The sequence below is a fragment of the Bittarella massiliensis (ex Durand et al. 2017) genome (genome assembly GCF_001486165.1).
Lineage (GTDB): Bacteria > Bacillota > Clostridia > Oscillospirales > Ruminococcaceae > Bittarella > Bittarella massiliensis.
Window position 1 is genome coordinate 307,721 of the sequence record NZ_LN908976.1, and the last position, 12,802, is coordinate 320,522.

General features: G+C 63.3%; 10 protein-coding genes. 4 read left to right on the top strand and 6 right to left on the bottom strand.

The window, feature by feature from the left end; genetic code table 11:
- Nucleotides 1-98: 98 nt before the first annotated feature.
- The 3 genes from BN3266_RS04970 (at nt 99) to BN3266_RS04980 (ending at nt 3,710) form a co-directional block, all read left to right on the top strand.
- Nucleotides 99-659 carry an RNA polymerase sigma factor gene (locus BN3266_RS04970; protein ID WP_059004264.1) on the top strand — a complete coding sequence of 187 codons (561 nt, stop codon included), beginning with the start codon at nt 99-101 and terminating at the stop codon, nt 657-659.
- Complete coding sequence (locus BN3266_RS04975; RefSeq protein WP_154668982.1) at nt 646-1,800, top strand: DUF4179 domain-containing protein; 1,155 nt, start codon at nt 646-648, stop codon at nt 1,798-1,800. The genes BN3266_RS04970 and BN3266_RS04975 overlap by 14 nt, the downstream gene beginning before the upstream one ends.
- Nucleotides 1,801-1,991: 191 nt before the next feature.
- Nucleotides 1,992-3,710, top strand: a complete 1,719-nt coding sequence (locus BN3266_RS04980) for an ABC transporter ATP-binding protein (protein WP_059004268.1) — start codon at nt 1,992-1,994, stop codon at nt 3,708-3,710.
- Nucleotides 3,711-3,782: 72 nt separating this feature from the next.
- Here BN3266_RS04980 and BN3266_RS04985 read toward each other — a convergent pair whose 3' ends face one another.
- From BN3266_RS04985 to BN3266_RS05010, 6 genes are all read right to left on the bottom strand, one after another.
- The gene (locus BN3266_RS04985) at nt 3,783-4,628 is read right to left on the bottom strand and encodes a YitT family protein (protein ID WP_021660184.1); all 846 of its coding nucleotides are present in this window, start codon (nt 4,626-4,628) and stop codon (nt 3,783-3,785) included.
- 384 nt (nt 4,629-5,012) lie between these two features.
- Complete coding sequence (locus BN3266_RS04990; RefSeq protein WP_195891605.1) at nt 5,013-5,498, bottom strand: DUF4830 domain-containing protein; 486 nt, start codon at nt 5,496-5,498, stop codon at nt 5,013-5,015.
- Between the two features lie 172 nt (nt 5,499-5,670).
- Entirely contained in the window at nt 5,671-6,375 is a 705-nt protein-coding gene (locus BN3266_RS04995) for a Crp/Fnr family transcriptional regulator (protein WP_059004271.1), read from the bottom strand.
- A 208-nt stretch (nt 6,376-6,583) separates the two neighbouring features.
- A complete protein-coding gene (locus BN3266_RS05000; protein ID WP_059004273.1) occupies nt 6,584-7,573 on the bottom strand; it encodes a nucleoside hydrolase in 990 nt (329 codons plus the stop codon).
- Nucleotides 7,574-7,641: 68 nt separating this feature from the next.
- Nucleotides 7,642-8,628, bottom strand: coding sequence for a nucleoside hydrolase (locus tag BN3266_RS14225; RefSeq protein ID WP_059004274.1), 987 nt, complete (start codon nt 8,626-8,628; stop codon nt 7,642-7,644).
- 825 nt (nt 8,629-9,453) lie between these two features.
- Nucleotides 9,454-11,541 carry an elongation factor G gene (locus BN3266_RS05010; protein ID WP_059004276.1) on the bottom strand — a complete coding sequence of 696 codons (2,088 nt, stop codon included), beginning with the start codon at nt 11,539-11,541 and terminating at the stop codon, nt 9,454-9,456.
- A 250-nt stretch (nt 11,542-11,791) separates the two neighbouring features.
- On the opposite strand from BN3266_RS05010, the gene BN3266_RS05015 reads away from it, so the two are divergent.
- Entirely contained in the window at nt 11,792-12,748 is a 957-nt protein-coding gene (locus BN3266_RS05015) for an L-lactate dehydrogenase (protein ID WP_075109683.1), read from the top strand.
- Nucleotides 12,749-12,802: the final 54 nt, after the last annotated feature.

The window sequence follows — 12,802 nt, forward strand, 5'->3', positions numbered from 1 at the left end:
TTTTGCGCAGCCGGCAAAAAAAGGCATAAACGGTGCACCCAAATGCGGACGGACGGTGTATTGAAGGGTGAAGAGCTTTTGGAAAGGAGGGAGCTGTCTTGAAGGAGAGCGAGCTCGTCGCCCGGCTGCAAGCGGGCGACGCCACAGCGCTAAAGGCAGTGGTCTACCAGTACGGCGGCTACGTCTACACCATCGTCAAGGCGGTGCTGGGGGGGCGGATGGCCGAGGAGGACGTCGAGGAGGTGGCGGCCGACGCCTTCGCCAACCTCTGGCGGGTGGCCGAACGGCTGGACGGCCGCCCGGGAGGGCTGAAAGCCTACCTGGCCGCCACCGCCCGCAACCTGTCCAGGAATAAATTGCGACGCTTTACCCCCGGCCTTCCCCTAGAAGAGGGGGTGCAAGACCCCGAACTGGACACCCCGGCCGCCCAACTGGAGGCCAGGGAGCAGACCCAACTGCTGCGGGAGGCCCTGGACGAACTGGAGGAACTGGACCGGGAGATCCTCGTTCGCCACTACTACTTCTACCAGCGGGTGAACGAGATCGCCCAACTGCTGGGGCTCAACGAAAACACCGTCAAGAGCCGGCTGCTGCGGGGGCGTAAGACCCTGCAAAAGAAGCTGGCGGAAAGGGGGATCGATCACATTGAAGCTGTCTAATTGGATGGACCTCCTCCCGGCGGAGGAGATGGCGCGCTTGATCCGGCAGGAAGAGGAGCCGCCCCTGGACGCCATCTGGGACAAGGCCCAGCGGCGGGCCGAGCGGGTAAAAAAGGCAGAGAAGCAGCACGCCAAGCGCTGGAAGCGGGGGCTGCTCATCGCCGCGGCCGTCTGTGTGGCGGCAGCGGGGACCGCCCTGGCGGCGGCGATCTTTCGCTGGAACCAGCCTTTGGTGGAGCAGTACAACCCGCCCGAGACCATCCGCGAGGAGCTGATCCAGACCGGCAAAGACCTCAACTACCGGGTGGAACACGACGGGGTGGCCGTCACCTTTCAGCAGGTGATTGGGGACGAGAATGAGATCAAGGTGCTCTGCCAGGTCGAGAGCGTAGACGGCAGAGGGTGGCAGGGCGGTTTTCGCACCATCGAGTACTTCCTGGATGGAGTGAGCCCTGACTACAGAGTATGTCAGATGGGGGGCTGGCAGACTGTCGGCGACACCTCGCAGGGGGACAAACAGCGCGGTGCGGCGGTGCAGGACTTCGCACTCTTCATCAACCCTGTCACCTCGATTGACGGGCGGGTCATCACTGTGCGGGTAAAGGATTTTTTCCGTGAAGAGCCCTATAGTCTACAGCAGGCGGGGATCGACTGGCAAACCGCCTCTCCCGACATTGCCGAAACCTGGCAGGCCTCTTTCCGGGTGGATTACAGTCTGCTCACCAAAACTGATACCTATTATCCCAACAAACCAGTGAAAGTAGGTGACACTTGGACCCTCCACCAAATCTCCATCTCCCCCCTATCGGCGAAAGTTGTGTTGCTTCCCCCTTCTGAAAACGCTATCTTTGACCCTGCCAATGAGGGAATCGACTTTGACGATGAAAACTTCACGGCGGGGGAGGCCAGTGAAATTGTCTACTACATGGATGATGGGTCGGTGCGCGTTCTCAACACCAGCGGCTCTTCAGCTGGTATAGGAGGCGATGATGCCGTCTTCCTTGGCAGACCCTACTGGGCCATCGACACCAGCCAGATTCGGGCCATCGCCGTTGGGCCCATGACCAAAATCAACGGCATCACCTTCTACGAGCCCAGAGAAAACCCGGAGGACTACCCCATCCACTATTTCTTAAAGTAGCCACCCAGCACCCCAGGAGCCCGGCGCAAAGTTTGCGCCGGGCTCTTCCCTTTTGCTCGCCCCGGCAAAAGGCACAGAAAAAGCAGGAAATCCGGGGGCATATCGCCGGTTCTCGCGGGAGCGGTTGCTTTTCCCCACCCCGGCTTTTATAATAAATTTTGTATTGACATTTTAAAAAGAGGAGTGCCAAGATGTTAAAGAAGTTCATCGGCTATTACAAACCGCAGAAAAAGCTCTTTTTTGCGGACATGCTCTGTGCCCTGGTGGTGGCGGTCTGCGATCTCTTCTACCCCATGATCACCCGCAGCATCATCCAGGACTACGTGCCCAACAAAAACCTGCGGCTGATCATCGTCTGGGCCTCGGTGCTGCTGGGCATCTACCTGCTCAAGGCCGGGCTCAATTACTTCATCCAGTACTACGGCCACGTGATGGGGGTGCGCATTCAGGCCCACATGCGAAAGGACGTCTTCACCCACCTGCAAAAGCTGCCCTTCTCCTACTTTGACGAGAACAAGACCGGCGTCATCATGTCCCGCATCCTCAACGACCTGATGGAGGTGACCGAGCTGGCCCACCATGGGCCGGAGGACCTGTTCATCTCCCTGATCATGCTGCTGGGTTCCTTCATCATCCTCTGCGGCATCAACGTCCCCCTGACCCTCATCGTCTTTGCCCTGCTGCCCGTCGGCGTCTTTCTGGTGGCCAAACTCCGCACCCGGATGAACCACGCCTTCCGCGTCACCCGGGAAAAGACTGGCGAGGTCAACGCCGAGCTGGAAAACAGCATCTCCGGCATCCGGGTGGCCAAGGCCTTCACCAACAAGGAGGGGGAGATCCGCAAGTTCGAGCACCGCAATGGGGAGTTTGTGGAGGCCCGCTCCGACGCCTACAAGGTGATGGGCCAGTTCTCGGCCAGCACCAACTTCTTCACCGACGCCCTCAACTTCACCGTCCTCATCGCTGCGGCCTGTTTCCTCTTTGCCGGGGCCATTACCGTGGGGGACTTTGTGGCCTACCTGCTCTACGTCTCGATGTTCCTAAACCCCATCCGCCGGCTGCTGGCCTTTGTCGAGCAGTTCCAGGAGGGGATCACCGGCTTCAAGCGCTTTTGCGAGATCATGGACCAGCCCGAGGAGCGAGACGACCCCGGCGCCGTCCCCATGGGCGACGAGGAGGCCCGGGGCGACATCGCCTTTGAGGGGGTGCGCTTTTCATACGACAACAACACCCAGATCCTGCGGGACATCGACCTGCACATCGGCAGCGGCAAAACCCTGGCCCTGGTGGGCCCCTCGGGCGGTGGCAAGACCACCCTCTGCCACCTGCTGCCCCGCTTCTACGAACTGGACGACGGCTCGATCCAAATCGGCGGGCGGGACATCCGCCAGTACACCCGCCACTCGCTGCGCGAACACATCGGCATCGTCCAGCAGGACATCTTCCTCTTCACCGGCACCATCCGCGACAACATCGCCTACGGCAGGCTGGGGGCCACCGACGAGGAGATCGTGGAGGCGGCCAAGCGGGCCAACCTGCACGACTTCATCCTCTCCCTGGACGACGGCTACGACACCTATGTGGGCGAGCGGGGGGTCCGCCTCTCGGGCGGGCAGAAACAGCGCATCTCCATCGCCCGGGTCTTTTTGAAAAACCCGCCCATCCTCATCCTGGACGAGGCCACCTCCGCCCTGGACAACGCCACCGAGCACCTGATCCAGGAGTCGCTGGGCGAGCTGTCCCAGGGGCGGACCACCCTGGTGGTGGCCCACCGGCTCTCCACCATCAAAAACGCCGACGAGATCGTGGTCCTCACCCCCGAGGGGATCGCCGAACAGGGCAACCACCGCCGGCTGCTGGAACAGGGCGGCATCTACGCCGAACTCTATAACTCCCAGTTCGCCGAATAGCGACCGGCACAAAAAAGAGCACCCCTCCCCTGGCGTCAGGGGGGCGGGTGCTCTTTTTGGTGAAGGGGCGCGCTACATCTCCCGAAAGCCCTTGCCGACGATGGTGGTGGCGTTGGAGATGAGCATAAAGGCGTGGGCGTCGGCGTTTTTGACGTAGTTGCGCAGGGCGGCCGCCTGCATCCGGCTCATCACCGAGAGGATGACCCAGTGGGGCTTGTCGGTAAAGGCCCCCTTGGCCTGCCAGATGGTGGCCCCCCGGTGGAGGTTTTTGTTGATGAACTCGCAGACCTCCTCCGGGTGGGTGGTGACGATGGTGAAGCTCTTTTTCATGTTGATGTTCTCGATCACCATGTCCACCAGGAAGGATTTCATCACCAGGCCCACGATGGAGTAGAGGCCGGTCTGAATGTCAAAGACAAAGAGGGCCGAGAGGGCGATGACCGCGTCGCTGAGGAGGAGGGCCTTGCCGATGTTCAGCCGGGTGAACTTGCGCATGATCATGGCCAGGATGTCGGTGCCCCCCGAGCTGGCGTCGATGTTGAAGAGGATGGCCGACCCCACCGCCGGCAGGGCCGCGGCGAAGATGAGTTCGAGCATCTTCTGGTCCGTCAGGGGCCCGGCCAGGGGGAAGATGTACTCAAGCCCCTGGGTGAGCCCGGCGAAGAGCAGGCTGCAATAGACGGTCTTGAAGCCAAACCCCCGGTCGAGAAAGACAAAGCCCAGCACCAGAAAGAGAAGGCTGAAGATGGTGTTCCAGGCGCCGGGACTGAGAAAGGGAAACGCCTGCCCCAGCACCACCGAGAGGCCGCTGACCCCGCCAAAGGAGAAGTGGTTGGGGAATTTAAAGAAGTAGGTCCCCACCGAGACCAGGACGGTGCCAAAGGTCATCAACAGAAAATCGGTCGCTTTTTTCTTCATGAAAATTGCCTCCCGCTGCGGGGCCGTCACTGCCGCGGCCCCGGATTTGCGGTATCAGTATACCACAACCAGATCCTTTTGCAACCGCCTTTCTCCCCGCCGCAAAGCCATTTCCGCCCGTTTCTCCCCCCGGGAGGGCGACGGCTGAAAGCCGGTTTCCTGCATCCTGCACCGTCTCCCGCATTCTCCCTTTTCACCAAAAAAACGTGCTCTATTTTGGGCGATTTGTTTTTTAAATCTGCATTTATCCCCTCTGAAAATTTTTTTGGTTTTTCGCTGTGGGGGCGCAAAAAGCGGGCGGGACAGCCCTCTTTTCCGGCTGTCCCGCCCGTTTGCAGCGAGAGGCGGCGGCCTGCCCGGCCCCGCGCCCTGCCTGCACGCCCGCTATTTTTGCACCAGGGGGGCGCTGGCGCTCCCCGCCTCGGCAGGGGTCACGTCGCCCCCGACGATGGTGTTTTTGTAGAGGAGGAGGTGGACGTACTCCGCCGGGGCCCCCTTCTCGGCGGTCTTTTGGTAGCGGTAGCGCTTGAGGGTCTTGCCCGCGTACTTCTTCAGGTCGAACCCCGCCTGCTTTTGCAGCTCGTTGTAGGCGGCATAGGTGTCGTCAAAGGCGGAGGGGACCTTCACCTCCACCACCTCCAGGGGCTCCGACTCCACCTGCAGGCCCACGCTCTCCAAAAACTGCAGCCGCTTTTCGGCGGTCTTGCCGTCCAGCGAATAGCCCACCTGCTGGGTGGCGGTCTCTCTGGCCTCCCCCAGCTGTTTGCGGTCGGCGGCATAGCGAAACGCCCCCGCCGTACAGAGCAGGGCCAGGGCAAAACAGCCCGCCCCCAGCGCCAGCTTTTTGGCCTTGATCATACAAACGAACATCGCCGTTCCCCGCCTTCCCCACTGTCTCATTTCTGTTATCAAGTGTATGCGTGCCGGGCGGCGGGTATGCCGGGCAAAGGGGGACACAGGGCAGGCAGAGGGCAGGAGAAAAGGAGAGAGCGCAGGAGGGGGATGCCCTCCTGCGCTCGGCCGTCTTTTCGATGAAACGCCCCTAGTCGTCCAGCCCGTCGGGGTCGGGGCCGACGGTGTAGTCCTGGTCGGGCTCGAAGTCGGCCCGGATGTCGACGATGGCCTGCAGCGCCGCCGGGTCGAGGACCCGCAGGTTTTCGCCGTCCACCGCCAGCACCCCCTCTTCCCGCAGGGTCTTGACGATGCGGTTGGTGCTGCGCATGCTGGTGGCCAGCAGCCCCGCCAGGGTGGTCTTGTCGATCTTCACCCGGCCGTCGGGGGCCAGGTTCTCCTGAATGAGGACGGCGGTGCGCACCCGCAGGGGGAGCAGGGCCGCCATCACCCCAAAGCGGGAGGCGTCGCTGCTGCGGCGGTTTTGCCAGCGGATGAGGTAGATGCAGAAGGCGTGGTCCCTCTCCAGCCAGCGCCAGAAGTCGTCCTTCGAGAGGCGCAGGGTGTCGCAGTCAGTCTCTGCCTGGACGTTGTAAAAGATGGTGGGCAGCTCCTGCAGCACCTCGGACTCGCCGAAGATGGTGCGGTTTTTGTGCCCCAGGTAGTTGATGACCAGGTCGCCGCCACCGGTGTAGTAAAACACCCGGATGCGCCCCTTGGCCAAAAGGTAGACCCAGCGGGCCGTCTCGCCCGCGCGAATGATGTACTCCCCCTGGGCGTAGTGGCAGCGCTCCATCCGGTTTTTCACCGATTGGGGACAGGTGGCCAAAAGCCGCTCCAACTCTCTGCTGTCCAACGGGGACCCCCTCTCTCTGCCGGTCCTGCCGGCGCTGTGTATCAGCGTTCACAACAAGTATAGCAAAAACGGTTTTTCAAAAAAAGGGGGGGACCGGCTCTGAAAGGGGGTGATTTTTCACAAATCCGCCCCCCTCTTTTTGGAAGGGGCCGCAAAAGGGCCGCCCCAGCAGTGGGCGGGGCGGCCCTTTTCTCACAGCGTGCTCTGATTACTTGGTGTATTCCAGCAGCTGGCAGAGGATGTCTACGTACTTCTGCCGGTCGGCGGCCAGGGCCACCTTGCAGTTGGGCTCTTTGGCCTCCATCCGGCCGTTTTTGATGTCGAACATGGTCACGCCATAGGCGCTGCCGCGGCCGCAGTCCACCTCGCAGGGGGCGTCCACCAGCTCGGTGATGACGGTGGGGTCCACCAGATAGGCCACGCAGAGGGGGTCGTGGATGGGGGCAGCCGGCTCCTCGGCCACCTTCTGCCAGGTGCTGTACCCCTTGATGCGCTGCTCGCAGAGGGAGGCCACCACCTCGGCCGGCTTGGTGCCGATCGCGCGGATGCGGGCCACGTCCTCCATGTTCAGGTAGGCGGCGTGGGTGGCGTCCAGGGTGACGAAGGTGAAGGGGATGTTGGCGTCGATCACCGCCTGGGCGGCCTCGGGGTCGAGCCAGACGTTGAACTCGGCCAGGGCCGACTTGTTGCCCACCCGGAAGCCGCCGCCCATGTAGACGATCTCCTTGATTTTGGGGATGATGCGGGGTTCGATGCGCACGGCGTGGGCGATGTTGGTCAGGGGGCCCAGGGGGATGAGGGTGATCTCCCCGTCCTCAGCGGCCATCAGGGTGTCCACCAGCCAGCTGACGGCGTTCTGGGGCTGGGCCTTGATGGTGGCGGGGGGGCACTGGTCGATGTAGGTGCCGTGGATGTTTTTGTAGAGGGCCTCTTCCGGCGCCTTGTACTGGGGGTAATTCTTGCGCAGCCCCAGCATGCAGGAGGTCCAGGGCAGGGCGCAGCCCTGGAAGACCGGCACCTTGCCCCCCATCAGCTCGCTGATGCGCAGGCTGTTTTCGGTGGTGATGGGGACGGCCCGGTTGCCGTTGACGGTGGTGATACCCAGCACCTCAAAAGCGGGGTTGGCCATGGCCACCACCAGGGCGATGGCGTCGTCCGAACCGGTGTCCACGTCCAAAATGACCTTTCTCTTTTCCACAGTTCATCTCTCCTTTTGCGATCTCGGTTTCTATGTTTTCTGCGCGGCCGCTGGGCGCGCGCGGGGGGTCAGCGGGTGTGCTCCAACAGCTCCTCCAAAATTTGGGCGAAGCGGACGCGGTCGGCCCCCAGGGCCACCTTGCAGTTGGGGGCTTTGGCCCCCAGCCGCCCGTTTTTGATGTCGAAGATGGTCTGCCCATAGGCTGCGCCCCGGCCGCAGTCCACCTGGCAGTGGGCGGGGATCAACTCGGTGATGACCGCCGGGTCCACCAGGTAAGCCACGCAGAGGGGGTCGTGGATGGGGGCGGCCGGCTCCTCGGCCACCTTCTGCCAGGTGCTGTACCCCCGGATGCGCTGGCTCACCAGGTCGGCTGCCACCTGGGCGGGGCGGGTGCCGACCCGCCGCAGCCGCTGGGCGTCCTCCTCGGTGAGGTAGGCCTGGTGGGTGGCGTCCAGGGGGATGAAGGTGAAGGGGATGTTTTCATCCAGCACGGCCTGCAGCGACTCGGGGTCGACCCAGACGTTGAACTCGGCGGCGGCCGTCTCATTGCCGATTTTGTAGCCGCCGCCCATGTAGACGATCTCCCCAATTTTGGGGGCGATGCGGGGCTCGATGCGCAGGGCATAGGCGATGTTGGTCATCGGCCCCAGGGGGATGAGGGTGATCTCCCCGTCCTCGGCGGCCATCAGGGTCTGGATCAGCCAGACCACCGCCGGGGTCTCCTCCTCGCGGATGGTGGCGGGCGGGCACTGCTCGATATAGGTGCGGTGGATGCCGGCATAGGCCGGGTCGGCCGGCTCGTACTGGGGGATGTAGGGGCGCAGCCCCATCATCACACTGACCCAGGGCAGGGCGCAGCCCCGGTAGACCGGCACCTTGCCCCCCATCAGCTCGCTGATGCGCAGGGTGTTCTCGGTGGTGATGGGGACCGCCCGGTTGCCGTTGACGGTGGTGATGCCCAACACCTCAAAATCGGGGTTGGCCAGGGCACAGATGAGGGCGATGGCGTCGTCCGAACCGGTGTCCACATCCAAAATGACCTTTCTCTTCTCCACGGGGGAAAACCTCCTTCTCGTGTTGGCGTGGGGGTGTCTCCTGCCTTTCAGTATAGCGCGAAACCGGCCGTTTACAAGGACATCCGTCCGACCCGCCGCAGGCCGGCAAAGGGGCCGGGGCTGCCCTGTCCCCGGCCCTCGGCAGCGGTCCTGACCGCTCCGCCGACAGGGCGGCCTGTTTCCCCATCCGCCCCACCAACCCACACCCGACCTGGCGGCGCAAAGCGGCCAAACCGCCGCGGAAAGCACCCGCCGCACGCACGCCCCTTTAGGCTGCAGGAGAGGACGACGGCCTTTTCTCCCGGGAGGAACGCCCTTCCGCCATGGAGGGGGAAAAAGAGAAAAAAGAAAAAGGCTCTCTTGCAGATGGGCCCGCTCCTCCTCGGCGATTCTCCGCCGCTGGGGAGGCCTTCTTCCCCCTCTCGCAATCGATTGGCGCTGTGCCCCCCGCCAACCGCCGGCCACACCGCGCCTGCCTGGCCTTTTTGCGGGGAAAAGATGGCGGCTCTCCTCACCTGTCGGGTCGTCCCTGGGCAAAGGGGGGCAGAGCGGCCACCACCTCTCAGCGGGAGGGCGTCTCAAATCTCCGATGATGAGTCCCTTTTGCAGCCGGTCGCAGCCCCTCTCCCTCTCCCCATCCCCGCCCGACGGCGCAGCCCGGCGCTCGAAGGTGTCCCCCCCCCTTCGAGTGCGCAGCATCCCCCACCCGGCGGCGGGCACCCTTTGGTCCTTTTGGCACCACCGGCTGCAAGGGAAAAAAGAGAGCAGACCGGCCGCACCGGTCTGCTCTCTTGAAACGGTTCAAACAGGGTCTTGTGTATACGACTACTCGCCCTTTTGGAAGAACTTCTTGGCCTCTTCCACCACCTTCTCCTCCAACTGGGGAGGAAGGGGCTCATAGCGGGCAAAGGCATAGGTAAAGCTGCCCCGGCCCTGGGTCATGGAGCGCATGACGGTGGAGAAGTCGGCCATCTGGGCCATGGGCACGTCGGCCACGATCTCCTGCAGGCCGTCCTCTGCCGGGTTCATGCCCAGCACCCGGCCGCGGCGCTTGTTGATCTCACCCATGATGTCGCCGGTATAGCTCTCGGGCAGGTAGGCCTTGAGGGTGCCGATGGGCTCGAGCAGGGAGGGGGCCCCCTGCTTCATCCCCTCTTTGTAGGCCAGGGAAGCGGCGGTCTTAAAGGCCAACTCGGAGGAGTCCACCGGGTGGTAGGAGCCGTCGAGGAGAGTGGCCTTGAGGCCCACCACCGGGTACCCGGCGATGACGCCGTGGCGAACGGCCTCCTGCAACCCCTTTTCCACGGCGGGGAAGTAGTTTCTGGGCACCGCGCCGCCAAAGACGTTCTCCTCAAAGACCAGTTCTTCGCTGTCGCAGGGCTCAAATTCGATCCAGACGTGGCCGTACTGGCCGTGGCCGCCGGTCTGCTTTTTGTATTTCCCCTCTACCTTGACCTTCTTGTTGATCCGCTCGCGGTAGGCGACCATCGGCACCTCCAGCTTGGCGTCCACCCCGTAACGGGCCTTCAGGCGGGCGATCACCACGTCCAGGTGCTGCTCGCCCAGGCCGGTGAGGACCTGCTCCTTGGTCTCCCGGTCGGTGGCGAAGTGGAGGGTCGGGTCCTCCTCGCAAAGGCGGAGGATGCCCTGGCCGATCTTCGACTCATCCCCCTTGTCGAGGGGGTGCACCGCCATCGAGAGGGTGGGCGTGGGGAAGGCGGGCCGGTCGAGCTTGTAGACCTTGCCCTCGGCGCAGAGGGTGTCGCCGGTGAGGACCCCTGAAAGCTTGGTCACCGCGCCGATATCCCCGGCGGCGATGGCCTTGACCTCGCTCTGCTTTTTGCCGAAGAGGGAGACCATCTTGCCCATCTTTTCGCCCTTTTGCTGGGTGGCGTTGTAGAGTTTTGTCTCGGGCAGCAGGGTGCCGCTGAACACCTTGACGAAGGAGAGCCGCCCCACAAAGGGGTCGTTGACCGTCTTAAAGACCAGGGCCGCCAGGTCGCCCGCGGGGTCGCAGGGCAGTTCGGCCAGGTCGCCCGCCTCGTTCTCGGCCGCGGTGGGGGCCGCGTCGGCGGCGGTGGGGAGCAGTTCGGCCATCATCTCAAGGGCCAGGTCAATCCCCTCCATCATCAGGGCGCTGCCGCAGACCACCGGGGTGATGCTGCCGGCCTTGACGCCCTTTTTGATGCCGCGGATGAGCTCCTTCTCGGTGAACTCCTCGCCGGAGAAAAACTTCTCAAACAGCTCCTCGTCGGCCTCGGCCACCGCCTCGCTCATGGCCTCCCGCAGGCCGTCGACCCGGTGTTCCAGGTCGGGCATGGGCACCTTGGAGGGGGCGCCCTTGTCGTCGTACTGGTAGGCCTGGCCGGAAATCAGGTCGATGTAGCCGTTTTTCTCGCCGTCCTTGTAGGGGACCACCACCGGGCAGACCGAGGGGCCGAAGTGGGTCTTGAGCTCCTCGAGCACCTTGTAGAAATCGGCGTGGGGGCGGTCCATCTTGGAGACAAAGAAGATGCTGGACTTTTGGTTTTTCACCGCCATCTTGTAGGCCTTCTCGGTGCCCACCGAGACGCCGGACTTGCCGGACACGGCGATGAGGACGCTCTCACAGGCCATCAGCGCCTCGTACTGGCCCATCTCGTAGTCAAAGAGGCCCGGGGCGTCGATGAGGTTGAACTTGTACTCCTCCTCCTCCACGGCGCAGGAAAAGGGCAAAACCGATGAAAAGACCGAGGTCTTGCGGCTCAACTCCTCGTCGGAATAATCGCTTAAGGAGGTGCCGTCGTCCACCCGGCCCAGCCGGTCGCTGGCGCCGGCTTTCCACAGCAGGGCCTCCACCAAGGTGGTCTTGCCCGCGTTGCCGTGGCCCAGTACAGCGACGTTTTTGATCTGCTCCGGTCGATAGTTTTTCATGGTTGTCTTCCCTCCAAGTCGTTGGCCGGAAGCCCCGGCCATGTTGTGAATGTTACTGAATCGCAGAGCGTATTCCAGTCATATTTTAGTATATACTACCACCCTTTGGGGAAAATAACTATTCATATCCTGTCACAAATATGGCGCGCCGGATTGTAGGATGTCACAAAATCCCCCGGGCGCGCAGGCCGCGGGAGGGCAGACCTTCCCGCCCTGACAGGGATCTATCGAAAAACAGGAGGGAAACGAAGTGGAGAAAAATCCAAACAAGGCCGTCATCGTCGGGGCGGGAATGGTGGGGGCCGCCGTGCTGGGCGCCCTGCTGGGCGACAACCTGCTCTCGGAAATCGTCCTCATCGACCAAAATCGGGACCGCGCCGCGGGCGAGGCCCTGGACGCCAGCCACACCACCGCCTTTGCCTATTCCGCCAGGGCACAAGTCCGCGCGGGGGACTACGCCGACTGCGCCGACGCGGGCATTGTGGTGATGACCGCCGGGCCCAGCATCAAGCCCGGCGAGACCCCCGACCGGCTGAAATTGGCCGGGCAGAACACCCAGATCACCCGCGAGGTGATGGCCCAGATCACCCGCTACACCCGCGAGGCCATCCTCATCGCCGTCACCAACCCGGTGGACATCGTCACCTACTGCGCCCAGGCCGAGTTTGACTACCCGCGGGAGCGAGTGATCGGCACCGGCACCCTGCTGGACACCGCCCGCCTGCGGCAGATGATCGCCGCCAGCTGCCATGTGGACGGCAAAAACGTGCACGGCTATGTGCTGGGCGAACACGGCGGCGGGGCCTTTGTGCCCTGGGGGCTGGTGGACGTGGCCGGGGTGCCGGTGGACAAGCTGCACACCGCCTTTGACCTCCCCGCCCCCTTGAACCGGGAAGAGCTGCTGGAAAAGACCAAGGCGGCCGGGTTTGAAATCATCACCCGCAAGGGCTACACCAGCGCCGGGATCGCCGCCAGCGTGGCCCGGGTGGTCAAGGGGATCCTGCTGGACGAGCGCTGCATCCTCCCCCTCTCCACCGTGCAAAATGGGGCCTGCGGGCTCTCGGGGGTGGCCCTAAGCCTGCCCAGCATCCTGGGCAAAAACGGGGTGGAGCAGGTCATCGAGGTCCCCCTGCAGTCGGGGGAGCGAGACCAGTTGCAGCAGTGCGCCGCCCATCTCAAGGCCACCCTCGGCCAGGCGGGACTCTGAACGCCCTGCGGCAAGTCCCCCCTTTTCAGCGGCCCTGAGCGGTGGTACAATACC